At 70.7% G+C, this 24,139-nt stretch carries 19 protein-coding genes, 2 tRNA genes and 1 pseudogene; 12 read left to right on the top strand and 10 right to left on the bottom strand.

What is annotated here, in order from left to right:
- Positions 1–35 precede the first annotated feature (35 nt).
- Positions 36–1,133, bottom strand: a complete 1,098-nt coding sequence (locus ACZ4LX_RS17825) for an LLM class flavin-dependent oxidoreductase (protein ID WP_467644735.1) — start codon at positions 1,131–1,133, stop codon at positions 36–38.
- Positions 1,134–1,292: 159 nt separating this feature from the next.
- Positions 1,293–2,072 carry a maleate cis-trans isomerase family protein gene (locus ACZ4LX_RS17830; RefSeq protein WP_467644729.1) on the bottom strand — a complete coding sequence of 260 codons (780 nt, stop codon included), beginning with the start codon at positions 2,070–2,072 and terminating at the stop codon, positions 1,293–1,295.
- A gap of 242 nt (positions 2,073–2,314) precedes the next feature.
- Between ACZ4LX_RS17830 and ACZ4LX_RS17835 the strand changes: the two genes are divergently transcribed.
- The 8 genes from ACZ4LX_RS17835 to ACZ4LX_RS17870 all read left to right on the top strand — a co-directional run bounded on the left by ACZ4LX_RS17835 (position 2,315) and on the right by ACZ4LX_RS17870 (position 9,469).
- Complete coding sequence (locus ACZ4LX_RS17835) at positions 2,315–3,274, top strand: D-2-hydroxyacid dehydrogenase (RefSeq protein ID WP_467644723.1); 960 nt, start codon at positions 2,315–2,317, stop codon at positions 3,272–3,274.
- A 282-nt stretch (positions 3,275–3,556) separates the two neighbouring features.
- The gene (ehuB, locus tag ACZ4LX_RS17840; RefSeq protein WP_467644719.1) at positions 3,557–4,459 is read left to right on the top strand and encodes an ectoine/hydroxyectoine ABC transporter substrate-binding protein EhuB; all 903 of its coding nucleotides are present in this window, start codon (positions 3,557–3,559) and stop codon (positions 4,457–4,459) included.
- Positions 4,460–4,478: 19 nt separating this feature from the next.
- On the top strand, positions 4,479–5,213 hold the full coding sequence (ehuC, locus tag ACZ4LX_RS17845; protein WP_467644715.1) for an ectoine/hydroxyectoine ABC transporter permease subunit EhuC: 735 nt from the start codon (positions 4,479–4,481) through the stop codon (positions 5,211–5,213).
- Complete coding sequence (gene ehuD / locus ACZ4LX_RS17850; protein WP_467644711.1) at positions 5,210–5,854, top strand: ectoine/hydroxyectoine ABC transporter permease subunit EhuD; 645 nt, start codon at positions 5,210–5,212, stop codon at positions 5,852–5,854. Before ehuC ends, ehuD begins: the two co-directional genes overlap by 4 nt.
- Positions 5,844–6,695: an ectoine/hydroxyectoine ABC transporter ATP-binding protein EhuA gene (gene ehuA, locus ACZ4LX_RS17855; RefSeq protein ID WP_467644707.1), complete on the top strand. Its 852-nt coding sequence runs from the start codon at positions 5,844–5,846 to the stop codon at positions 6,693–6,695. Before ehuD ends, ehuA begins: the two co-directional genes overlap by 11 nt.
- Positions 6,696–6,860: 165 nt before the next feature.
- Complete coding sequence (locus tag ACZ4LX_RS17860) at positions 6,861–7,619, top strand: IclR family transcriptional regulator (RefSeq protein ID WP_467644703.1); 759 nt, start codon at positions 6,861–6,863, stop codon at positions 7,617–7,619.
- Between the two features lie 143 nt (positions 7,620–7,762).
- Positions 7,763–7,836, top strand: a tRNA-Lys gene (locus ACZ4LX_RS17865).
- A 130-nt stretch (positions 7,837–7,966) separates the two neighbouring features.
- Complete coding sequence (locus tag ACZ4LX_RS17870; RefSeq protein ID WP_467644701.1) at positions 7,967–9,469, top strand: MFS transporter; 1,503 nt, start codon at positions 7,967–7,969, stop codon at positions 9,467–9,469.
- Here the strand turns inward: ACZ4LX_RS17870 and ACZ4LX_RS17875 are convergent.
- From ACZ4LX_RS17875 to ACZ4LX_RS17890, 4 genes are all read right to left on the bottom strand, one after another.
- Positions 9,449–11,125, bottom strand: coding sequence for an AMP-binding protein (locus ACZ4LX_RS17875; RefSeq protein WP_467644698.1), 1,677 nt, complete (start codon positions 11,123–11,125; stop codon positions 9,449–9,451). The genes ACZ4LX_RS17870 and ACZ4LX_RS17875 overlap by 21 nt on opposite strands.
- Positions 11,126–11,151: 26 nt before the next feature.
- Positions 11,152–11,742, bottom strand: a complete 591-nt coding sequence (locus ACZ4LX_RS17880; RefSeq protein ID WP_467644695.1) for a lytic polysaccharide monooxygenase auxiliary activity family 9 protein — start codon at positions 11,740–11,742, stop codon at positions 11,152–11,154.
- 158 nt (positions 11,743–11,900) lie between these two features.
- Positions 11,901–14,039, bottom strand: a complete 2,139-nt coding sequence (locus ACZ4LX_RS17885) for an SPFH domain-containing protein (RefSeq protein WP_467644692.1) — start codon at positions 14,037–14,039, stop codon at positions 11,901–11,903.
- Positions 14,040–14,064: 25 nt separating this feature from the next.
- A complete protein-coding gene (locus ACZ4LX_RS17890) occupies positions 14,065–15,444 on the bottom strand; it encodes a peptidoglycan-binding protein (RefSeq protein ID WP_467644688.1) in 1,380 nt (459 codons plus the stop codon).
- 184 nt (positions 15,445–15,628) lie between these two features.
- On the opposite strand from ACZ4LX_RS17890, the gene ACZ4LX_RS17895 reads away from it, so the two are divergent.
- Positions 15,629–15,702: transfer RNA gene (locus ACZ4LX_RS17895), tRNA-Lys, on the top strand.
- Between the two features lie 1,304 nt (positions 15,703–17,006).
- Here ACZ4LX_RS17895 and ACZ4LX_RS17900 read toward each other — a convergent pair.
- The 4 genes and pseudogenes from ACZ4LX_RS17900 to ACZ4LX_RS17915 form a co-directional block, all read right to left on the bottom strand.
- On the bottom strand, positions 17,007–17,738 hold the full coding sequence (locus ACZ4LX_RS17900) for a class F sortase (protein WP_467644684.1): 732 nt from the start codon (positions 17,736–17,738) through the stop codon (positions 17,007–17,009).
- Position 17,739: 1 nt separating this feature from the next.
- Positions 17,740–18,300, bottom strand: coding sequence for a hypothetical protein (locus tag ACZ4LX_RS17905; protein ID WP_467645114.1), 561 nt, complete (start codon positions 18,298–18,300; stop codon positions 17,740–17,742).
- A gap of 186 nt (positions 18,301–18,486) precedes the next feature.
- Positions 18,487–18,699 (bottom strand): annotated as a pseudogene (locus ACZ4LX_RS17910) (HAD hydrolase-like protein); the annotation flags it as partial.
- 114 nt (positions 18,700–18,813) lie between these two features.
- On the bottom strand, positions 18,814–19,962 hold the full coding sequence (locus ACZ4LX_RS17915; protein ID WP_467644682.1) for a dihydrofolate reductase family protein: 1,149 nt from the start codon (positions 19,960–19,962) through the stop codon (positions 18,814–18,816).
- 421 nt (positions 19,963–20,383) lie between these two features.
- On the opposite strand from ACZ4LX_RS17915, the gene ACZ4LX_RS17920 reads away from it, so the two are divergent.
- The 3 genes from ACZ4LX_RS17920 (at position 20,384) to ACZ4LX_RS17930 (ending at position 24,076) form a co-directional block, all read left to right on the top strand.
- Positions 20,384–20,986 (top strand): histidine phosphatase family protein, encoded by a 603-nt coding sequence (locus ACZ4LX_RS17920; RefSeq protein ID WP_467644678.1) that lies wholly within the window; start codon positions 20,384–20,386, stop codon positions 20,984–20,986.
- Between the two features lie 1,126 nt (positions 20,987–22,112).
- Positions 22,113–22,715 (top strand): GTP cyclohydrolase II, encoded by a 603-nt coding sequence (locus tag ACZ4LX_RS17925; protein WP_467644675.1) that lies wholly within the window; start codon positions 22,113–22,115, stop codon positions 22,713–22,715.
- 86 nt (positions 22,716–22,801) lie between these two features.
- Complete coding sequence (locus ACZ4LX_RS17930) at positions 22,802–24,076, top strand: FAD-binding oxidoreductase (RefSeq protein ID WP_467644672.1); 1,275 nt, start codon at positions 22,802–22,804, stop codon at positions 24,074–24,076.
- Positions 24,077–24,139 lie beyond the last annotated feature (63 nt).

The raw sequence follows: 24,139 nt of genomic DNA on the forward strand, positions 1-24,139 counted from the left end.
CGCCCCGGAAGGCCGAGCCGCCCGGCAGGAGGGCGTCAGGCCCCCGGCAGGCCGTACGCGTCCGCGATGAGGCCGTAGCTGTGCAGCCGGGCCTCCCCGCCGTGGGCGTTGGCGGTGATCATCAATTCGTCGGCGCCGGTGCGCTTGGCCAGGTCGTCGAGGCCGGAGCGGACCTCGTCCGCGGTGCCGTGGACGATGTTGACGAGCCAGTTGTCGACGAACTCCCGCTCCATCGGGCTGAAGGCGTACGCCTCCGCCTCCTCGGGCGTCGGGACCAGGCCCGGGCGGCCGGAGCGCAGCCGGAGCATCGACAGAGCGCCGGACAGCACCTGGCGGCGGGCCTCGCGCTCGTCGTCGGCGGCCAGGGCCGCGACGCCGATCAGGGCGTACGGGGCGTCCAGCACCGCGGACGGCCTGAAGGAATCGCGGTACAGCTCCAGGGCCGGAATGGTGTTCTGGGCCGAGAAGTGGTGGGCGAAGGCGAAGGGCAGGCCGAGCATGCCGGCCAGCCGGGCGCTGAAGCCGGAGGAGCCGAGCAGCCAGAGCGGCGGGCGGGCCGGGGACTGGACGCCGCCCTCGGAGGTGGCCTGGACGGGCCCGGGGACCGCGTGGATGCGGGCGTAGGGGTGGCCGTCGGGGAAGTCGTCGTCCAGGAAGCGGGTCAGCTCCATGAGCTGCTGCGGGAAGTCGTCGGCACCCTCGTTCAGCCGCTCGGTGCGGCGCAGGGCGGCGGCGGTGGCGCCGTCGGTGCCGGGGGCACGGCCCAGGCCGAGGTCGATACGGCCGGGGGCCATGGCCTCCAGCGTGCCGAACTGCTCGGCGATGACGAGCGGGGCGTGGTTGGGCAGCATGACGCCGCCGGAACCGAGCCGGATGCGCTCGGTGTGAGCGGCGGTGTGGGCCAGGATCACGGCCGGCGAGGAGGAGGCGACGCCGGGCATGGAGTGGTGCTCGGCGACCCAGTAGCGGTGGAAGCCGCGGCGCTCGGCGAGCTGCGCGATCTCGACACCGGTACGCAGGGCCTGGGACGCGGTGCGGCCCTGGCCCACGGTCACGAGGTCAAGGACCGAGAGGGGCACGGGTGCCGTCCCCTCCGTCTTGCCACGGATCTCGTCGCCTCGAATCTCGTCCACGTCCTGGCCTCTCCGATGGTGCTCGTCAGTCCTTCGTCGGTCCGGAGAGATGAAACAGGAGGTTGACTCCGTTTATTCCGGGTCCGGGCTTTGTTCCGGGTCCGGGCGACACCCTCACCCCTCCTCCCCCGCCGACACCCGTCCGCTGCTCCGCCTCCCTCACCGCGGCCTGCCGTGTGCGTACGCCCGTCCGCTCCCCCACTCCACCGGGGCCGGCGGCGATTCGCGGGCCGCGAAGAGTGCGCCCAGCCGGGGCTCCCACGCGGGGCGGTCGGCCAGCCGCAGGGCCTCCCGGACGGCCACCTGGTTCGCGGTGAGCACGGGTTTGCCGAGGAAGTCCTCCAGCTCGGCGAGGTGGCCGATGGTGTGCAGGGCCGTGTCCGGCAGCAGGACCGCGTCCGCCTCCGGCCGGTCCGCGGCGCGGGCCAGCTCCTTCACCTCGTCGATCCCCCAGGCCGCGGCCTCGGCGGCACCGGCCAGGCCCGCCGCGTGGGTGGCGGCCACCTCCATGCCCGCCGCACGGAGGAAGGCGGTGAAGCGCGCGGCGATCTCCTCGGGGTAGGTCGCGGCGACCGCGACCCGGTTGGCGCCGAGCTTCCGTACCGCGTGGACGAAGCCGATGGAGGTGCTGGAGGCCGGCACGCCCGCCGCCCGCGCCACCGCCATGACCTGCTCCCGGGCGCCCTCGGGGCCGTACAGGAAGCTGCCGCCGTCACACGCCCAGACGACTGACTGGACCCCGGAGCGCTGAAGCTCCTCGACACCGGCGGCGAGCCGGGCGGGGGCGCCGAGCTCGCGCAGGGCGTCCTCGCGGTAGGCGTCGTCCGGGCTCGCCGTGTGGCGGACGACGAGCCTGATGGTGCTGTCGAGCAGAATCTCCGTCCGCGGGTAGTCGTCCTCCGCGAAATGGCCCGGGTAGAGGAATCCGACGGTCGTCATGTCCACCCTTCCTGTTACTGCTCCTGCGCTGGTCCTGTGCCGCTCCCGTGCTGTGTGTCCGGTGCGGCGGACCGGCCGCCGCGGAGCGGGCGACGGCTCCGGCCGTCTTCCCCGCTCCTGTTCCAGTATTCCCCCATCCGGCCCGGTCACCGCTCGGGCCGGTTGACGGGGTGGGGTGCGGCTGCGAGCGTGGTGCGTCCGCGGCCTCAGCCGATCCAGCCGACGCGGAGGAGCCCGCCCCCATGCCGGAGCCCGTCCTGCTCGTCCTGGACGCCGATCCGCCGCCCCGCCTCGGCGCGCTGACCGGACGGGTGCGGGTGCGGCACACCGACGGGGCCGGTCTGGCGGACGCGCTCCCCGGGGCGGACGTCCTGCTGGTCTGGGACTTCACCTCGGACGCGGTACGAGCGGCCTGGCCCGGCGGCGGGCCGCGCCCCGCCTGGGTGCACACGGCGAGTGCGGGCGTGGACCGGCTGCTCTGCCCGGAGCTGGTGGACAGCGACACCGTGGTGACCAACGCACGCGGCATCTTCGAGCAGCCGATCGCCGAGTACGTGGCCGGCCTGGTGCTGGCGTTCGCCAAGGACCTCCCCGGCACCCTGGAGCTCCAGGGGCGCCGGCGGTGGCGCCACCGCGAGACCGCCCGGGTCGCCGGATCGCGTGCGGTGGTCGTCGGCGCCGGTCCGATCGGGCGCGAGATCACCCGGCTGCTGATGACGCTGGGCGTCGAGGTGGCCCTGGTGGGACGCACGGCCAGGCGCACGATCCACGGCGCCGGGGACCTCGACCGGCTGGCCGCCCGCGCCGACTGGGTGATCTGTGCAGCACCGCTGACCCCGCGGACGCGCCGGATGTTCGACAGCCGGTTCTTCGGGCTGATGCAGCCGTCGGCGGTGTTCATCAACGTGGGGCGCGGCCCGATGGTGGTCGAGGACGATCTCGTCGACGCGTTGCGCAAGCGGTGGATCACCGGGGCCGCGCTCGACGTGTTCGAGCGGGAGCCGCTCGTCCCGGACAGCCCGCTGTGGGACGTACCCGGCCTGATCGTTTCGCCGCACATGAGCGGTGACACGGCGGGCTGGCGGGACCGGCTGGGCGAGCAGTTCGTCGCGATGTACGAACGGTGGGCGGCGGGTGAGCCGTTGCCGAACGTGGTGGACAAGCGGCTCGGCCACATCCCGGGCACGGACCAGGACACCTGACCCGACCCGGGCACCCCACCCCAGCACCCCGCACAACCGCCCCAATTCACCCCGCATGACGGACATCTGGGGATAACACACCGTCATTCACCGCACCCCACAACGAAATACACCCCGCACATGCCCCGTCGCACTCCGCCCACATCCGGACACGGGAAGGTCAACCTCCGGACACTGTTCGGTTACATGCGGCCTCTTCCTGCATAGACGTACGGGATCGGGCAGGCGTCAACCCTGTCCGGACTGTTCGACCCGTTCGACCCCTTCAGGAGATTGCTAACCATGGCTGACTTCCCGAACCTGTCCCGCCGGGGCTTTCTCAACCGATCGGCAGCCGTGGGCGGTCTGCTCGTCGTCCCCGGCCTGCTCACCGCATGCAGCAAGACCGGCGCCGGTTCCGCGGACGGCGAAGGGGCGCTCGACAAGCTCCGCAAGCAGGGATTCGTCCGGGTCGCGTACGCCGACGAGGCCCCGTACGGCTACATGGAGGGCAAGGAGCTCAAGGGCGAGGCGCCCGCCCTGCACCGGGAGATCTTCAAGGCACTGGGTGTGGACGAGCTGCGCCCCACCCTCTCCGAATGGGACGGCCTCATCCCGGGGCTCCAGGCCGGCAAGTACGACGTGGTCAGCGCCGGTATGGCGATCACGCCCGAGCGCTGCGCCAACGCCCTTTTCTCGGAGCCGGAGTTCATCTCTCCGAGCGCGCTGATGGTGAAGAAGGGCAACCCGAGGAAGATCACCGACCTGGCGTCCGCGAAGGCCGCCGGGATCACCGTCGGCGTGATGGCGGGTACGGTCGAGGGCTCGTACGCCGAGGGTGCCGGGATAACCAAGGACAAGCTCAAGTCGCTCCAGAAGCCGCAGGACGGCGCGGACGCGGTCAAGGGCGGCCGGATCGACGCGTTCCTGCTGACCGGCATCTCGCTGCGCTGGCTGGCGAAGACCAACCCGGACACCGAGGTCACCGAGGCCTTCGTGCCGGAGCTCGACGGGGTGAAGCAGTACAGCCCCGGCGGCGCCGTCTTCCGCAAGGGCAACGAGGAGCTGCGGGACGCCTTCAACCGCGAGCTCAAGAAGATCGTCTCCGACAAGTCCCGCTATGTGGAACTGGTCCGGGAATACGGCTTCGGGGCCACCGAGCTCCCGCCGGCCAACCTGAAGACGGCCGATCTGTGCAAGGGCTGACAGGGACGGGACCCACCGCATGAGTGTTTTCTTCTCCGCCTTCGCCGACGATCTGCCCCAGCTGCGCTCGGGCCTGTGGGTGACGCTCCAGGTCACCTTCCTGGGTGCCCTGCTGGCCCTGCTCCTTTCGTTCGTCCTCGGCCTGATGTCGATCAGCCGGCTGCTGGTGTCGCGCGGCGTCTCGCGCGTGGTCGTGGAGTTCTTCCGCGGCACCTCGCTGTACGTCCAGCTGTTCTGGCTCTACTACGCGATGCCGTCGCTCACGGGGTACGAACTGACGCCCCTGCTCTGCGGGGTGATCGCCTTCGGCCTCAACTACGGTGCGTACGGCGCCGAGGTGGTGCGCGGCGCGATCACCTCCGTACCGCGCTCGCAGTACGAGGCGGCCGTCGCGCTGAACATGACGCCCCTGCACCGGATGCGCAGGGTGATCCTTCCGCAGGCGTGGGTGCAGATGATCCCGTCCTTCACCAACCTCCTGATCCAGCTGCTGAAGTGCACGCCGCTGCTGTGGCTGATCTCGGCGGCCGACCTCATGACCGCGGTCGAGAAGCTGCGCAGCCGTACGGGTGAGACCCTCACCGCGTATGTGACGCTGCTGGCCTGCTACTTCGTGCTCGCCTACGCGATGACCCTGCTGATGAACCTGCTGGAACGGTCGGCCAAACGGCGGCTCGGACTGGCGAGCGGCGGCGGAAGCCTGCTGAAGTCCCGCAGTGCCGTGACCGCCCCGGCCGCCGGAGGTGCCCGGTGAACGAAGGATTCGACTGGAACGCCGCGGGGGACGCGCTCCCCCTGCTCCTTCAGGGTTTCAAGGTCACCCTGCTCGCCACGGTGCTCGGCACGCTGGTCGCGGCGGTGCTCGGGCTGGCGATCGCGGTGGCCGGGCGGGCGCCCACCCGGTTCGTGACCGTGCCGGTGAAGGTGGTGATGGAGTTCATCCGCTCCACCCCGCTGCTGGTCCAGCTGGTCGGCGCGGCCGCGCTGTTCACTTCGGTGGAGCCGCTGACGATCGGCATCGTGGTGCTGGGCATCCATTACGCCACGTACACCTCGGAGGTGTACCGCGCCGGGATCGACGGTGTACCCAAGGGCCAGTGGGAGGCCTGCCGGGCCCTGTCGCTGCCGGCCCGGCGGACCTGGCAGGCCGTGATCCTGCCGCAGGCGGTGCGCAATGTGCTGCCCGCACTCGGGAACTACGCGATCTCGATGTTCAAGGAGACCCCGTTCCTCGCCGTGATCACGGTGCAGGAGATGGTCTTCGAAGCCCGCAAGTACGGGGGTGACCACTTCGCGTACACCGAGGTGTTCACACTCGCCGGACTGGTCTTCCTGGTCGCGAGCTACCCCACATCACTCCTGATGAGGAAACTGGAGAAGCGCCTTGGCCACTGAACCGCTCCCCCTGCAGAAGACCGCGGCCACGGCCCCCGAGGACCTCGTCGCGGTCCCCGCCCCCCAGGGCGCCGGACACCCGCTGATCCGCTTCGACAAGGTCGTCAAGCAGTACGGGGACCATGTCGTCCTCGACCAGCTGGACTTCTCGGTCGAGCGTGGCGAGCACGTCACCCTGATCGGGCCCAGCGGCTCGGGCAAGACCACGATCCTTCGGCTGCTGATGACGCTGGAGAAGGTCAGCGACGGCGTGATCCGGATCAACGGCGATCCGCTGTCGCACATGCGGGCGCCCGACGGCACGCTGAAGCCGGCGTCCGAGAAGCATCTGCGCGAGGCGCGGAAGAAGATCGGGATGGTCTTCCAGCAGTTCAACCTCTTCCCGAACATGAAGGTGCTGCAGAACATCACCGAGGCGCCCGTCAACGTCCTCGGCATGGACCGCGACAAGGCGGAGACCCGCGCGCGGGAGCTGCTCGACCTCGTCGGTCTCTCCGGGAAGGTCGACGCGCATCCCTCCCAGCTCTCCGGCGGTCAGCAGCAGCGGGTCGCGATCGCGCGGGCGCTGGCGATGGAGCCGGAGATCCTGCTCCTGGACGAGGTGACGTCCGCGCTCGATCCGGAACTGGTGGCGGGGGTGCTGGAACTGCTGGGCGACATCGCCAGGAACACCGACATCACCATGCTGTGTGTGACCCACGAAATGAATTTCGCCCGGGACGTCTCGGAGAAGGTACTGATGTTCGATTCCGGAAAGGTCGTGGAGTCAGGTTCGCCCGAAAAAATCTTCTCCGATCCCGAGCACGAACGTACTCGCGAATTCCTCAACGCGGTGCTGTGACCTCGGCATCCGCTGATCGCTGTTGACTCTGGCATATGCCAGAGGAGTGCGCCCCAGCCCACGGGCCGGGGCGCACCGGCGAGTAGTCAACACCCGCCCCCGAAGGCACTCTTGGCGGCTATCGTGGTGGCAAAGCTTGCGGTCACAACCTGGCAGGGGGACACCGTGGCGTTGAAGCCCGAACCAACCGCGCCATTCCATTCGGTGCAGTACGCCCTTCGCGTTCTCGAAACAGTTTCCAAGCACGGCAACGGCGTGACGGACGCCCAGATCGCCCGGGAGACGGGACTGCCCCTCGGGCATCTCACCTCCTTGCTGCTGACGCTGCGCCGCGAGGGGTACGTCGAGCAGATCACCGCCGGCGCGTACGTCACCGGCGCCTCGCTGCTGCTCCTCGGCTCGGGCGCGGCGCGCAGACAGGCCCTGGAGGCCAAGCTCCAGCAGACGCTGGCCCAGCTGCGGGACTCGGTGGGGGCGGCGGTCTACATCAGCCGGTACGTGGACGGCGAGATCCGCGTCACGCAGTACGCCGACGGTCCACGGACGCCCGCGGTCAACGAGTGGGTGGACTTCCGGTCCGCGGCGCACGCCTCCGCGATCGGCAAGTGCCTGCTGACGCAGCTCGACCAGAACGGGCGGCGCGACCACATCTCGCGGCACAAGACGGCCCGGCTGACATCGCGGACGATCACGAGCGAGAAGGTCCTCTTCTCCAAGCTGGACAGCCAGCCGGCCACGGTGCCGGTGCTCGACATCCAGGAGTACGCGGTCGGTACGGTGTGCGCCGCGGTGCCGCTGACAGCGGGGTCGTCGGCGGGATGCCTGGCACTCTCACTGCCGGTCGAGCACGCGCACCGGCTGCGCGAGGCGGCGGACACGCTGAACCGGCGGGCCGCGCCGGTGCTGCTCTCGCTGGCTCTCTGACTGCTTCGCGAGCCACATACGACGCCGCCCGGACCCACCCCGGCGCCACCGCGCCACCAGGATCACGGAAGGGCAGGTCGGCAGGGTCGTGGGCGCGTGTCATCAGCACCCCCGAAGAGCAGGTATTATTTTCGAGTCAGCAGGCGCCGCTAGCTCAGTTGGTTAGAGCAGCTGACTCTTAATCAGCGGGTCCGGGGTTCGAGTCCCTGGCGGCGCACAGACAGCACATGAGGCGGTCTCCGTTCAACGGAGACCGCCTCATGTGTTTTGTGCTGCCCGCGATGATGTACGGATGTTTTACACGCACGTACTAGACAGCCGTTTAATACGTTCGTATATTCCTCTCCATGCCCACCTCCTCGCACACCATCACCGCCCCCGGCGAGCTCGCCGGCCGTCGGGAGTGGACCGCCTTCGTGGTCCTGCTCCTCCCTCTCCTCCTGGTCTCGATGGACGTGTCCGTCCTCTTCTTCGCGATCCCCTCCATCGACCGGGACCTCGCCCCCAGCGCCACCCAGCAGCTCTGGATCTTCGACGTGTACGCCTTCGCGCTGGCCGGTCTCCTCATCACGATGGGCTCGCTCGGCGACCGGATCGGGCGGCGCAGGCTCCTGCTGTTCGGCGCGGTCGCCTTCAGCACCGCATCGGTCGGCGCGGCCTACGCGACCAGCCCCGACATGCTCATCGCGGCCCGTGCGCTGCTCGGGATCGGCGGTGCGACGCTGATGCCCTCGACCATGGGCCTGGTACGGAACATGTTCCGCGACGAGAAGCAGCGCGGCCGGGCCATCGGGATCTGGTCCGGTGCCATGGCGGGCGGGATCGCGCTCGGCTCGGTGCTCAGCGGCATCATGCTGGAGCACTTCTGGTGGGGTTCGGTCTTCCTGATCAACGTGCCGGCGATGGTGCTGCTGCTGGTCCTGGTGCCCTTCCTGGTACCGGAGTTCAAGGACCCGAACCCGGGACGCTTCGACTTCCTGAGCGTGCCCCTGTCGATGGGCTCCGTGCTCCCGGTCGTCTACGGGGTCAAGGAGACGGCCGCCGAGGGGATGGGCCTGCGCAACGGCCTGGTCATCGCCGCCGGGCTCGTCATCGGCTGGTTCTTCGTCCGCCGCCAGCGCGGCCGCGCCGACGCGCTGATCAGCCGGGAGCTCTTCCGCGACCGGAACTTCGCCGCCGGGATCGGACTGAACGCACTGGCCGCGTTCGCCATGATGGGCGCCTCCTTCTTCACCACGCAGTACCTGCAGTCGGTGCTCGGGATGAGTACGATGGAGGCCGCGCTGTGGAGCCTCGCCCCCTCGCTGGCGGTCGGCGCCGCCGCACCGGCGGCCACCGCGATCGCCCAGCGGACCGAACGCGCCCGGGTGATCTGCGCCGGCTTCGTCATCGCGGCCGCCGGATTCGGTGTCCTCGCCCTGTCGGGTACGGACTCCCTCGCCGTCCTGCTCATCGGCTCGGCCGTGATGAGCTGCGGGATCGTCACCGTGATGGCGCTCGTCTCGGACCTGGCCCTGTCCACCAGCCCGCCGGAGAAGGCGGGTTCGGCGGCCTCGCTGCTGGAGACGGGGCAGGAGTTCGGCGGGGCGATGGGGATGGCGCTGCTGGGTGCGGTGGCGACCGCGGTCTACACCGCGGACATGCCGGGCTCCGCCCCGGAGGTGGCCCGCAAGACGCTGCCGGGGGCGCTGTCCACCGGCGACGGCTCGCTGATCGCGGTCGGCCGGGACGCCTTCGTGCACAGCATGCAGTACGCCTCGGTGGCCGGCGGGCTGCTCCTGCTGGTGGGTGCGGTGCTGGCGGTCACGCGTCTGCGGCGGGCGACGGTCTCAGAACCCTCCACCGTGTGAGGACAGCAGCTCATGGCGCCCGTGCTCCTTGTACTCCCGCACCAGCGCGGCGAGTTGTCCGTCACCGAACGGTACGTACGTTCCGCCGCCCCCGCTCCACCACAGCGGCCCCCCGGACCAGAATCCCTCGCGCCGCAGCCCGACCCGGTGCACCTTGTTCGTCGCGGTCACCGGCATCGAGCCGACGACGCGTACGAACCGGGGGGCCATCTTCGTCCCCAGGTCGGGCTGGTCCCGCAGGAATTCGGCGAACGCCTCCGGATCGAACCGCGCCCCGTCGCGCAGTGCCAGCGCAGCCATGACCTGGTCCCCCGCGACCGGGTCGGGCACCGCGTAGACCGCCACGGCCGCCGCGTCGGCCCAGCGGGCCAGGATGTTCTCGATCATCGCGGCGGCCAGGTTCTCGCTGTCGACGCGCAGCCGGTCCTCCGTACGGCCCGCGAAGTACAGGAAGCCGTCGGCGTCGCGGCAGAAGAGGTCCCCGGTCCAGTACCAGCCGTCGCGCAACCGGGCGGCGTCCGCCTCCTCGTTGCGCCAGTACCCCTCGAAGGGGGTGCTGCCACGGTTGACCAACTCCCCTATCGACGCGGCTCCGTTGAGGAGAGTTCCGCCGGAGTCGAAGACCGCGGCGACCCGCTCCCGGCCACTCGTGGGGTCGACGACCGCGAGGTCGTCACGGTCCGACGCCCGGCCGATCGCACCGGGCGGGGTGTCGGGCGTCCGCTGGATCGACGCACCCCCCTCCGAGGAGCCGTACCCCTCGACCAGCCGGACCCCGAACCGCTCCCGGAAGCGGGCGGCGTCCACCGCTCCGGCCTCGGTGCCGAAGCCGAGGCGCAGCGGGTGCTCACGGTCGTCCGGGCGTTCGGGGGTGGCCAGCAGATACTGCACGGCACGGCCGACATACGTGAAGTACGTGGCGCCGTGCGCGCGCACGTCTTCGAGGAAGCCGGAAGCCGAGAAGCGGCGGCGCAGGGCGACGGCGGCGCCGGCGGACAGTGCGGGGGCCCAGTCGGCGATCACCGCGTTGCCGTGGAACATCGGCATGCAGATGTAGTGGACGTCCTCGCCCCGGATCCCGAAGTGGCCGACGAGCGAGTGCCCGGCCGCCGCCAGCCGCCCCTGGGTGCAGATCGCCGCCTTGGGCGCACCGGTGGAGCCGGAGGTGAAGTACAGGAGCATCCGGGTCGCGGGATCGGGCCGGTTCAGGACCGTGTCGCCCGGCCGCGCCCCGGCGTAGGGGGCGAGGAGTGCGGCGTACGCGTCGGTGTCGGTGACCAGCACCCGTACTCCCGGCAGCGCGAGGCCGTCGAGCAGGGGCAGATGTGCGCGCTCGGTGATCAGCACCCGGCATTCGGTGTGCAGGATGTCGCGGGCCAGTTCGGCGCCGCGACGGGTCGGGTTGATGCCTGCGACGGCGGCCCCGGCCAGGGCCGCCGCGCTCAACCACAGGGGGAATTCAGGGGTGTTGTCCAGCAGCACCCCGAGGTGCGGTTCGCTGCCCGCCGGCAGCAGATCCGCCAGGAGCGCGGCCCGTGCGGCTGCGCCCGAGGCGACCTGGTGATGGCTGAGGACGGTGTCCTCATGTCTCAACCCGGGCCGGTGGTCGCCCCATTGACGCTGAACGAGCTCCGCGACGGTGCCTGCGCTCCCCATGGCGCCGCACGGTAACCGACCAGGCGTCAGAACTGAACATCCGAGCACGAGTAGAACGCGTTGGCCGTGTCGGCGATGTTCCACACGCTGAGGATGATGTGCTTGCCGCTCTTCTGGGTGGGGATGGTGCCCTGCTGGGTCAGGGTGGCCGGCGGCTGCTTGCCGCCGTAGGGCACCGTCATGAACGGCTGCGACTCCAGGTCGGAGCGCTTGAGCGGCTTGGTGGGGTCCCAGCCGTCCTTGGTGATGTAGTAGCGGAAGTCCGTTGTGGCGTGCCGGGCGGTGAACTGCCAGCGGAAGCTGAAGCCCTGGCCCGCGGTGACGTTGGTGGCGGGCCAGTTCCCGCCGCGCGGGTCGTCGAGCTGGGCGAACTCACCGTGGCCGCCGGAGCAGATCGCACCGTCGGCGGGACCGGCCGCCGGGAAGCCCTTGGGGCCCTCGACGCTCTGCGGCTCCCACTGGATGTTGCCGCAGTTCGTGACCGTGCCGTTGGCACAGAGCTTCTGACGGCTGATGGGGTTGTCCGTGTAGCCGTGGCTGCCGGCGCTGCTGGTCGCGAACATCGAGACGCCCGCCACCGCGAGACCGACCAGAGCCACACCTGTCTTCTTACGCATTGCTGCCGCTCCTCGGAGACGTGGGGGAAGTTCCATGAGCACTGCTACGCGCGCGTTCTGCGGTCTAGACCAAGTCCTAGATTATTGACGCAGCATGAACATGTCCAGACCAATGAGAGCGGGATTCCGTTTGCCTCCGAGGCGTCGGTCAGGTCGGTTCAGGCACCGTCCCCACCGCCGCGGCCGGTGTAGAAGGCCACCGTCAAGTCCTTGACCAGGGACTTCCGTTCGTAGTCGTCGAGCTCCACGATGCCGCGGGCGGTCAGCCGGCTGACGGTGTCGTCCACGGCGTCCACCACCGAAGTCAGCACGCTGTCCCGGTGCTTGGCGTCGATGGCAGCGATCCGGCGACGCTGCATGGCCGCCGCCACCTCCGGCGCGTACTCGATTCCGGTCGGCTGCGCCGAGTACACCTCGATGCCGACCGGCTCGCAGTCCGCCTTCAGCATCCGGGTCAGCGCGTCGCCGACCGCCTCGGCGTTGCGCAGGGTGTGCGCGTCCTCGTGGAAGGCGTCGGCGGGCAGCTGGGACAGGACCCGCGCCATGGCCGCCTCGACCTGCTCGCGCAGATACTCCTCGTGGTCCTCGACCCCGAGCGTCGCCCGCACGGTGTCCTCGACCCGCCACACGACGAGAACGACGACCCGCAGCGCGGTGCCGTTGGCGTCCATCGCGGGCAGCGGCTCGCTGCGCCAGTGCCGCAGCCGTACGTCGACCCGGCGCCGCAGCAGCAACGGGCTGACCCACATCAGCCCGGTCCGCCGCACGGTGCCCCGGTACCGGCCGAAGAGCGTGAGCACCCAGGCATACCCGACCCGGCCCCGGCTCAGACCGCCGAACGCGAAGAGCACCACGGTCACGAGCAGCGCGAGCGCCGCCCAGGCACCGGTACCGAGTCCTTCGTACGGTCGCGAGCCGGCCCCGATCCGCGACAGGACCATGACCGGAAACGCCCCGGCCCACCACAGGACTCCACCGATCGCGGCGATCCCGACGGCTCCGGTGAGCACCGCGACCCAGCCGGGCAGCGCCGGTCCCGGCCGCTCATGGAGCCGGGGGTCGGCGACCGGCGCGGGCCGGGTCGAGGGCCGCACCTGAGGTGTTCTCGGCACCGGCGGCCGCCGGAGTCCGGCCGGCTGCTCGCTCCCGGGCGCCCTTCGTACGACGGTGGCCGGCAGCGTCACGGCATCCGCCCCGGCCTCGGCCTCCTCGCGGAAGAGCAGGTGCACGGGGATGGAGGCAGTGCGCTCGTTGGCGATGACCGCCTGATGCCGGCCGGTGTCCACACGGGGGTCGGTACGGAACTCGCCGGTGTCCTCGCCGGTGAGCGTCAGGGAGAGGGAGGCGGGCGCGAGCTCGGACGCGGTGTGCGGTGCGTCGCCCCGGCCGGAGACGGAGGCGGAAGCGAAAGGCGCGGGGGAAGCGGAGGGAGAAGGAGAAGAGGAGAGGGAGGGGGAGGCGGAGGGGTCGCGGGCCTCGGGGCCGTACTCCGCCGATCCGGCTCCCGCCATGACGAGCACACCGGCCTCGGCTGCCCGGTCCGGATTCGCGTCCGCGTCCGCGTCAGCCGCATCGGCATCGGCCGACGCGCCGGCCTCCGGCGCGGGGTCAGGAATGGGGTCAGGAGCGGGAGCGTGCAGCAGGCCGGCGGGGTCCGGCCGGGCGTCGCGCAGCGGTGGCAGCACACCGGTGTCGGGTACGTCGGCCGGCGGGTCCGCCCGGCCCCGGCCGACGCTCATCGGCGCCGGGTCCCTCTCCGCCGCCTCCGCGCCCCGGACCACCGCCCGCGCAGGGCCGGGGTCCGCTGCCGGGACCGACACCGAGGCCGAGGTCGCACCGTAGGAGAGGCCCGCACGCTCGCCCTCCCCCGGGACCAGGTCGAGCACGAGATCGACGACGGAGTCCGGCCCGGCAGTAGCGCCGGCCACTCCGGCTCCCTCGGCAGCACCGGACTTTCCGGCTCGCTCGAACACACCAGACCCATCAGACCCATCAGGCCAGCCGGCCGCACCGGACTCGCCGGACTCGCCGGACTCGCCGATCCCACCAGACCCGCCGCCCCCCAGCGGCCCGTCGAACCCGGCCGTCGTCCCCGAGGCTTCCCGGGCGGCGGCCCGCTCCCCCGCCTCGGCCCAGGCGTCGGTGACCCGGCCCGCCCCGTCCGGCCCCACCCACTCCCGCACCGGGACCGCCCCGTACCTCTGCCCCCCGTACTCCCGGTCCTCCCGGTCCTCCGGGTTCTCCCGGTTCTCCGGGTTCTCCCGGTTCCCGGAGCTGTCCGACACCGTGGATCGCATTCCCGCCTCCGTCATGTGCGTCGTGTCACGCGAAGAGTCGCCGCCAGGTCTCCGGGCCCGGATAGCCGTCGGCCTCCGTGCTCCGCCAGCCCTGGGCCTTCTGGAAGGCCTCGACATTGCGCCGGTCCGCCTCGGTCCACCGAGGGCTGGGGCCGGACAGGTAGTACTTGCCGTATCCCTTCTTCACCAACTGTTTGCCGAGCTTGTCGACATGGCTGTTGGACTGACCCGGCCGGAAATGGCCCCGCCCCGGGAAGCCCGGGACCGAGGTGGAACCGCCCCTCCCGGTGGTGCCGTCGGCGGCGGGGATGTCATGGCCGGTTCCGTTCGTCAGCAGGCGCCAGGTGTCGGGGCCGGGGAGGCCGTCGGCCTCCTTGCCCTTCCAGCCCTGGGCTCGCTGGAACGCCTGGGTCGCCTGCCGGTCGGCGCTGCTCCAGGTGGGGCCGGGCCCGACCTTGTAGAAGCGCTTGCCGCCCCGGTCGACGAGCATCCTGCCGAGCCGGGTGACGGAGTCGTTCTTCGCGCCCGCGCCGAACTTCGCGGTCCCCGGGAACGGCGTCGCCGCCGAGCCGCTGCCGGCGCTTCCGCTTGTCAGCCCCTTGTACCGGTAGGCGACGTAGCTGCCCGAGTTGTTCCAGTACGCCATGGGCGTCGTCTGCTTGCGGGTGTGCGGCTTGGTCTGCTCGTACGCCGTGTAATGGGTGTGCGTGTAGTCGGTCCAGCCGCCGAAGATCGTGACGTGCGAGCCCTTGGAGGGGTCGGCCGGGTTGTGGAAGAGCAGGATGTCGCCCGGCTGGAGTTCCTCGCGGGCGATGCGCGTGCCGTACGCGGCGAGGCTGCCGGTCCACTCGTTGCCGGCCAGGTTCCAGGCCATCGACACATAGCCGGAGCAGTCCTGGCGGTATCCGTCCGACCAGTACTTCTCCATGCTGTACGGGACCTTCGCGGTGACCCACTTCTTGGCGCGGTTGATGATGTCGGCCCGGGTGGTCGCGCGCAGCGCGGGCGCGCCCGTCTGGGACGACGGTGGCCCCGAGGCCCCCGCACCCTGCAACGGACCGGGTCCGCCCTGCGGACTGTCCGGCCCCGGTCCGGCCGGCCCGGCCTCCACGCCGCCGGTCGCGGCGCCGGTCACCGACGCGACACCGGTGACCGCGCCCGCCGCCTGACCCGGGCCCGTCACCGGGGCCGGATCGACCGCCGCGACCGCCGCCTCGGCGAGACCGGTACTGAGCACCACTCCGGCAGCGGTGACCAGCACCATCGCGCGCCGCGCGCCGTGTGCGGCCGGATGTCCTCCGTAACGCGTCGGCAGTCCGGAGGCTGCGGTTCGCCGCTGCGCGGCGCACCCCGCACAGGTGCAGTCGATGGCGGGTACGTACTCCTTGAAGGCCGGCACAGTCATGCGATTCCCCTCCGCACTCGTCAAGATCTTTGGGCGCATCTGTACGGGCGTCAGTGTCTCAACTCTGCTGACATATCGCATTTTGACGGACAGAAGAGAAAAAACGACCATCCGACAGGCCGTGATGGAGGGGAAATGGTCAGGAGCACAGCTGGAGATCGGGTAGAGTTTTCCAGGTCAGCAGGCGCCGCTAGCTCAGTTGGTTAGAGCAGCTGACTCTTAATCAGCGGGTCCGGGGTTCGAGTCCCTGGCGGCGCACGCAGAGTCAAGGCCCCTTCACCACGCGTGAGGGGGCCTTGCTCGTACCCACGCCCCCGCCGGCCCACAAGGGGCGTCACCGGATGAACGATTTGCTCACGCACAGTTCATACCCGCCCGACAGCGCAGCCACCCATCGACCGGTCAACTGCCCAACGCCCCCACGCCCCCCTTTACGCCTCCCCCGCACCCCTCCGCAAGAGCCCTGCAAATCGCGCATTTGAGCCGGTATTAACCCTTTTCATTCCTGCGATCGCAGCTCGGGGTCGGCCGATCCACCCGGAGGCTTCGATGCCAACCACGCGGGCAGGAGGCTCAGTTGAGGGAAGCGGAGGAAAGAACTCCAGCCGCTCCCGATGCGAGGAGGCAGCGTCGTGCGCAAGCAAACGCCGAGCAGTCGCCGCGCGGGCATCACACAGACATCGCACCGCATGACGCAGCGGGAGGGCGGACCGCCACCGAACCGCCGGTCGCGGTCCAGGGGGACGCGTGGCGAAGAGATGACCGAACCTCCTGGGGCGAGGCACTACGGCAACCCCTGTGACACCTGGACCCGGCCCGGTCCCGCACGACGGGGCGACGGGGCGACGGGGCGACGGGGCGAGCCGAACCCCGGCACGCACTCGGGCGCGGCAGCGCGGGCCACCGCCCAGGCCACCGCTCCCCCGACTACGCCCCGCCCCGCTCCGACCGCCGCCACCCGGCTCCCCGAGCCGCTTGACACAGGAGTACGTGCCGGCCAAGGGCCCGCACCGGCCTCCGACCCCCCGGTCGGCGGTGCCCGGACGGAGGCGATACGCGCCGCCGCGGGCGCCGGCCACCCCGGGAGAGCCGCCCGCGGTCACGGCTTGGGATCCCGCGAGCGGAAGCGCGGCGCCTCACCCCGCCGCGCACCCCCCGCATACCCCCGCGTACCCCCGCGCGCCGAACCGGCCGTTGTCGCTGCCGCGCACCCGCTCCCCCTCGCGGGCGTCGCCACACCTCACCGCGTCGCCGTCCGTCCTGGCACCGGGGCCGGAGCCGGCCCGGCGCGTCACATCAGCGCCGGGGCACCGTTACGGCGGTTTCGGCATGCTCTGCCCGACCTGTCCGGGTGCGGAGGGTGACCGGTTATCGACGTACCGTCAGAAATCCGCTGGGCGTCGTAGGGCCGCGCCCCTACAGTGGGGGCTTGCGGCGGCCCTCAACGCCTCCGACCTCCCGTGTCCGCGCCGGGCCACTCCCGCGGCCCGCGCCCCGCGGTCGAGGACGGCCCGGCCGGCGCCCGGAGAACCGGGCGCCGGCCGGGCCGGGTACCGAAAGGGTCAGCCGCCGGTCGGCGCGCCCGCCTTGCCGACCGCTTCCTCCCGCTCTTCCTCCTGCGCCGTTTCCCGCGACTTCTCGCCCGTCAGATAGGCCGAGACGACCACGTTCGCCGTGTACGACTTCGACGCACGGTCGTACGTGCCGCCGCAGGTGATCAGCCGGAGCTCGGCCCGGCCGTCCTTGCGCGGGCCGTAGGCCTTCTCGGCGTTGAAACGTTCGCGGGTGAAGACCTGGACGTCGTCGATGGTGAACTCGGCGACGGTGCCGTCGGTCCGGGTCACCTCGACCGTGGCGCCGGGGCGGGCCGCGCTGAGCCCGTAGAAGACCGCCGGCTTGGTCTCGGTGTCGACATGGCCGACGAGGAGCGCCGGGCCCTTGGCGCCGGGCTCGGTTCCGCCGCCGTACCAGCCCACCGTCTGGGGCGTGTCGAAGGACGGCGGCGTGATCGCCCCCTCCTCGTCCAGGTCCCGGGAGACGACAGGGGCCCGGACCCCGATCGACGGGATCTCGACGCTCTGCGGCGCGACGCCCTCGATGGGGTCATGGGCCGGGGGCAGCGGCACACCGAGCGGACGCCCGACCGCGGCGACGTCGCCGGTGGTCGGGGCGGAACTGGCACCGGAGCCGCCGGTGATACCGCGGCCCCAGAGCCACAGGCCCAGTAGCAGTACGGCCCAGGCCACTCCGGTGAGCAGCCTGCCGTGCCCCGCCGGGCGTTCCGAGGCGGACACGTCAGTCGGCGGCCGGGCGACGGCGCCGCGCGCTGCGGAAGGCGACGGCGACGGCCGCGACGGCGGCAAGCGCGAAACCGACCACCGCGTGAACGGTGCCGGGGCCCTCCTGCTGGGCGGCCTGGTCGGCGAGTACGGCGGTGCCTCCGCCACCTGCGCGGACCGGGGCGACGGGCATGGGCCGGCCGCGGTGGACGACGGTCAGCACGGCGGTCGCCTTGGCGTGCTTGTCGCCCTTGCAGACCACCTGGACGTCGTAGTCGCCGGGCTCGGCATCCGAGCGGACCCGGGCCTCGGCGGAGAGCGTCCGGCCGTCACCGGGCGAGAAACGCGCCTCGGAGACGAAGGCGTCGGAGCTCCCCTTGGCCTCCTTGCCCTTGCAGCCGTCGGCCTCCAGGTCGACCTCGCCGCCCGGGGAGACGGAGGACGGGGAGAGGGTGAGCGTGACGCGGGACCGCGAGTCCTCGTGGTCCGATTCGGAATCGGCCAGGGCGGCGGAAGCGGGCATCAGGGTCGCCGCGACCACCGCGGCGGAACAGAACGTGAGGGGTATTGAACGCATCGTGAACCTCCTTATGGAAGGTTCACGCGTGGAGCGGCGTTCCGCATCCGCAGCGGGCCGGACACTGGGCCGGTGGAGTGCGGGGAAGCGCCGCGCCCGGCGCCGGAACCGGGCCGGCCCGCCTCGGCCCGCCTCGGCCCGAGCGGCCGGATCGGCCAGGTCCGCCCGATCGGCGAGGTCGGCGAGGGAGTCGACGGCAAGGGACGGCCGGAACGGGTATGTGTCGGTGTCCGCCACCGCGGTGGGACCGGTCAGCACCAGCGAGGACCGCGTGCCCGCCTCGGACCGGCCGGTACATCGGTCCGTCCGGACGCCGATCATGGCGCCTGACTCGAAGTGGGCGCCGATCGCGCCGGCACTCCTGTCACGAAGCGCCCGCTCACCCGGATCGCGCGACACGGAAAGCGCGGTGGCGGTACGCAGTCGATGACCTGACGTCTTTGCCGGACAGCCGTGGAGCCTTCCGGACTGCTCCGGCAACAGCCGGCCGGGCGGACGCCGGAGGCCGCTCGGTCAGCCCATGCCGGGCAGATGCCCGTTGACCGCCTTCGCCTCGGCGGCGAGTTCGGGCAGTTCCACCACCGTCACGCCGGCAGCCCGGAGCCGCTCGACGCCTACGCAGTCGTCGACGAACAGTGCGGGTTCGCGCCAGGCGATCACGACTCGCGGCAGACCGGCGTCGAGGACCAGCCGGCTGCACGGGTGCGGACGTGACCGGCGCTGGGAGCACGGTTCCAGGGTGCTGTAGATGGTCGCAGTCCCGAGACGCGGATCATCCGTCGGAAGCTTCGCGAGCGCCGACTCCTCCGCGTGGATGTGCGGATCGCTCTCGCGGCTGTACCCGTAGGAGAGTTCGGCGCCGTCGGCTCCGACGATCACCGCGCCGACGGAGTACGCACCCTCGGAGGGAGGGCACATCGCGGCAAGCTCGATCGCCCTGCGCATCCAGTGCAGGTCACGGTGGCGAACGGGGTCGCCCGCCGTGACGCGTTCCTTCGGCCCGTAACGGAGCAGCACGACGTCGCCGATCGCCCTCGTCTCCAGCAACCGCATCCGCGCGGTCGGACCGCCGGGGTAGTCGGCGGAGCCGAGGAACCTCTGGGCATTCGGCTGCCCCACGAGCAGCGGGGCGACGACCAGGTGCAGTTCGTCGGCCAGGTCCTGGGCCATCAGCTGGGTATGAAGGGTGCCGCCGCCCTCCACGACGAGCCGCCCGATGCCGCGGCGGCCGAGTTCGTCGAGGACCCGGCCCCAGTCAAGTTCGGTGCCCGTACTGACCACTTCGGCCAGACCGTCCAGATTCGCCCGCACCTTCTCGACCGCCGAGTCCACGGTGAGGACGAGCTTGTCTCCCCCGTTGTGCCAGATCCTGAGGCCGGCGTCGAGCCGGCCGGAGGCTGTGACAGTGACCTTCAGCGGGTGCTCGGGCAGCCCGCGTGCCAGCCGGCCCGCCCGGCGTTCGGCGCTGTTCACCAGGAGCCGCGGATCGTCGCGGCGTACGGTCGTGGCACCTACCAGGATCGCGTCGCTGCCCGCCCGGACTTCGTCCACACGGTCGAAGTCCTCGGCATTGGACAACAGCAGCCGCTGATCGGTGGCGTCGTCCAGGTAGCCGTCGACGCTCATCGCGGCAGACAGCACGACGTACGGGCGGCTGGTCATCGGATCTTCCGTTCTGTGGGAACTCGCGCGGGAGCCAGGTCCGTCACGGCGGGGCGACGGACCGGGTGGACAGGAGTGGTGGTGGTCGGACCGTGACTGCGGCGCCGGAGCGGCACGGCGGGTGGTGTCAGGGGTGGCCGGGAAAGAGTACCCACGAATTCGGAGAATGCAACAGCACACATTTTCAAGGCAGTTGATGCCACAGCTGCGGACGAAAAGAGGTATATACGGAACAGGTCTCCGTCGACGCGATATCGCCGTCCGGTCCTCCCCGGTGGAGGCTCGGAGCTAGCTTGTGCGGATGACCTCGAAGACGAACACACCTGCGGACGCCGGATCCGTGACACCGGCGCACACCCTGCCGGATGGCAGTGGGTGGGCATCCACAGAGCGACAGACAGAGCCTCGCACGAAGCTGCTGATGCTCCGTCATGGCGAGACGGTGCTGACCCCCGAGAAGCGGTTCTCCGGCAGTGGCGGCACCGACCCCGGACTGTCCGAGGTGGGACGATGGCAAGCGGGCCGTGCCGCCGGGTCCACACTCCTGGCGGGCGCCGGCGTCGACGCGGTGGTCTGCTCCCCTCTCCTCCGCTGCCGCCAGACCGCCACGGCCGTCGCCGACCGTCTCGGCCTGGAGCCGGTGATCGAGGACGGGCTGCGGGAAGCCGACTTCGGGGAGTGGGAAGGGCTGACCTACGACGAGGTCAGGGCCCGTTTCCCCGAAGACCTGGCAGCGTGGCGCGCCTCCACCGGGACGGCACCCACCGGGAGCACGGAGAGTTTCTCCGATGTGGCCCGGCGGATGGCCCCGACCAGGGATGACCTGATCTCGCGGTACGCGGGACGGACGATTCTGGCCGTCAGCCACGTCACGCCGATCAAGGTGCTGATCCAGATGGCACTCGACGCCCCGGGCGAGGCGCTGTTCGCGATGGAGCTCTCCCCGGCATCCTTCTCAGGTGTCGCGTACACCGGAATGACGGCGTCCCTGCGTCTTTTCAACGATACGTCCCATCTGCGCTGAGTTGCCGGTACGGAATTCCCGATTCCGAAGGATCGTCACGGAAAAGGGTCGGCCCGCACCTTCGGAGATGTCCGATTCGTGGCACGCGGGTGAACATGGACGGAAGGCCCGCGTCGACAGCGATACGGAATTCCGCATTCCAGCGGGCGGCAGGCCGGAGTCAGTTCTTGCCGCCTACCAACGACGCTCGTCGGGAATCGACCAAAACGTCTGACCAGGGATTCTTCGGGGACGGAAGATTTCCCCGACCACGGGACAGACCCGGTCGGCCGAAGAGGGGCATGAACAAGATTCGTTGACGCGGACGTAGGTTTATGCAAGGTTGTGGGAGCGCTCCCGCATCACGAGGGGAGGGGGCCGAGGACCGTCCCGCAATTCCTGGTGGATCAGCGCACGGCGTCAGATGCGGTGCATCGCAAGGCGGAGAGGCGCCCGCATACTGGACGTATTCGGGCGTTTCGACAACGCGGCGAGGCCCCGTAGCCGACGCCGCGCGCCCGCCAGGAATTGCGGTACAGCCCTTGGCGGGAATTCCCTCGCACCGCGGACAGGCGGGGGAACGCTTGGTCTTGACGAGGCGGACGAATTGTCGCCTCAAGCTGTCAACGGGGGAATTGAGCACTGTCATGGGTTTACCGAGACATCACGATCATTTTGTCACCGAAAGCTGCCGTACGCGCCGGGAGCGGGCACCCTTTTCCCGACCGGCTTTTTTCCGACGGCCCTGACGACCGTTGCCGCCCGAGCGATGCCATGCCCGCTCGCGGCAATTCCGCCCTGCGCACCCGATAATTCCTGCCGCCCGTCGGCACGGGTCCCGACGGGCGATCCTTCGGCAGTACCGATGCTCGCGTGAACGCGTCCGGCGGGGCCGGACGGCGATGCGCCTCACCTTCCGGGTCATGCGTGCTCGCGACGCCGTCACGCACTCGGCCGGTCACGCTGCCTGATCACCTCACCGTCAGCACGGACGGCCGCCGTTCGCATGCTGCCGATTCGCCACGAGGGCTCCCTCCAGCACGCATTGAATAAGCCGCCGATATCGAGAGAGGAACGACACATGACCCAGGACACGCTGACACCAGAAGTCGGCCAGGAACGAGCGCCGTTAACTGTTCGCACGAGGGTGAACGTACCGATCGCGCTCAAGGACGGCCGGGAGGCCACTCCCTCCGTCGTCTCCTTCGGGGGCCTGCCGGCCGGTTGGCCCGTCGACAAGGAGCCCCTTGCCCTGGTGTTCGGCGACCCTGGACCCGTGCCGCTGGTCCGTCTGCATTCGGAGTGCCTGACGGGTGACGTCTTCGGATCACTGCGCTGCGACTGCGGTCCCCAACTCGCCGAGACACTGCAGATGTTCGCGGAGCAGAGCGGAATCCTTCTTTACCTGCGCCAGGAGGGGCGGGGCATCGGTCTGTACAACAAACTGGACGCCTACGTCCTCCAGGACTCGGGCATGGACACCTTCGAGGCCAACCGGGAGCTGAATCTGCCCGACGACGCGCGGGACTACTGGGTCGCGGCCGCGGCCCTGTCCGCCCTGGGCCACAGCGAGATCCGCCTGGTGACGAACAATCCCGACAAGCAGCAACAGCTCTCCGACCTCGGGATCCAGGTCGCCGAGACCGTGTCGACCGGTTGCCACATCAACCCCTTCAACGATCACTACCTCCGAACCAAGGTGGATTACGCGGGACACCGGATCGCCGTCGGTCCGAGGACGGTTTCATGAACCGGTCGTTACTCGGACGCCTTGAGGAACTGTGTCCTCAACGTGTGGTCACCCCGGGCCACCCTCGCTACGACACGCTCCGAGGCATGTTCAACGGCATGCACGACCGGCGGCCGGGCGCGATCTGCCTGCCGACAGACGGTCGTGAGATCGCGGCCGTCGTCTCCGCCGCGCGCGAGGCGGGCGTGACCGTCACCGTTCGGGGAGGCGGACACAACGTCGCCGGCGCGGGCTCGAACGACGACGGCCTCGTGATCGACCTCCGGTTGATGCGCGGGGTGACGGTCGATCCCGTACGTGCTACAGCCCGCGTACAGGGCGGTGCCACCTGGGACGACATCGACGCCGCCGCCGCGCGGTACGGTCTCGCCACCACGGGCGGCACTGTGGGATCCACCGGCGTCGCCGGACTCACCCTCGGCGGCGGGCTCGGTTATCTCTCCCGCAGCCTGGGCCTGGCCTGCGACCGGGTGGAGTCCTACCGGATGGTCACGGGCGACGGACAGCGGCGGCAGGTCGACGCCGAGCTCGATCCGGAACTGAACCGGATCCTGCGCGGCGCGGGGCACGGACTCGGCGCGGTCGAGGAGTTCACCTTTCGGCTCGCTCCCGTATCACGGGTGTACGGGGGGCGGTTCGCCTACCCGCTGCGGTACGCGGCCCCTGTCATGGCCGCGTTCTCCGATCTGATGGCGGACGCGCCTCGGGAACTGACCTGCCTCCTGATGCTCGAACCGTGGGGTGACCCGCCCTCCCGGTCCGTTGTCGCCAACGTCTTCTACTCGGGCGACGACGAGGAGGTCGTGCGGCGGATCGAACGCACGATGGCCTGTGCACCGCTGACCGACAAGGACTTCGGTCCCCGCTCCTACCTGTCCATGCAGGCATCACTGGGCGAGACCGACTTCGGCCTGCGGCACTACTGGACCACGTGCTCACTCACCGCGTTGCCCGGCGATCTGGCCGAAGGGCTCGTCGACGGTTACGCGGGCGGCGGTTGCGGAGACGGTGTCGAGGACACGGTCATCATCACACCGCTCGGCGGGGCGGTGGCCGAGGCCGCGGAGCCGGGTGCCATCACCTTCCGGGGCGCGGCCTACACCGTGCTCGCGATGGCGATCTGGCGTGACCGGGCCCAGGACGACACCCGGCGGGAGTGGGCACGCGGCATGACCCGGTCGGCCCTCCCCTGGTCTCTCCGAGGCGAGGGACACGCCGACTACGTCAACTACGCCAGCGAACCCGTGGACCGGCACCGTCCCGACCGGATCGCCGACGGGACGAGTCGCTCCTTCCAGGACGTCAGGCGGCGGGTGGACCCCGACGGCGTCTTCGGACCAGTGCGTACGGCCCCGGTCTGACCCCTGGCCGGTGCCGCCGGCCCCGGCGGCCTCCGGGGCCGGCGGCATTCGTCCGTATTCCCG

The sequence above is a fragment of the Streptomyces sp. NPDC026062 genome, from assembly GCF_055568375.1.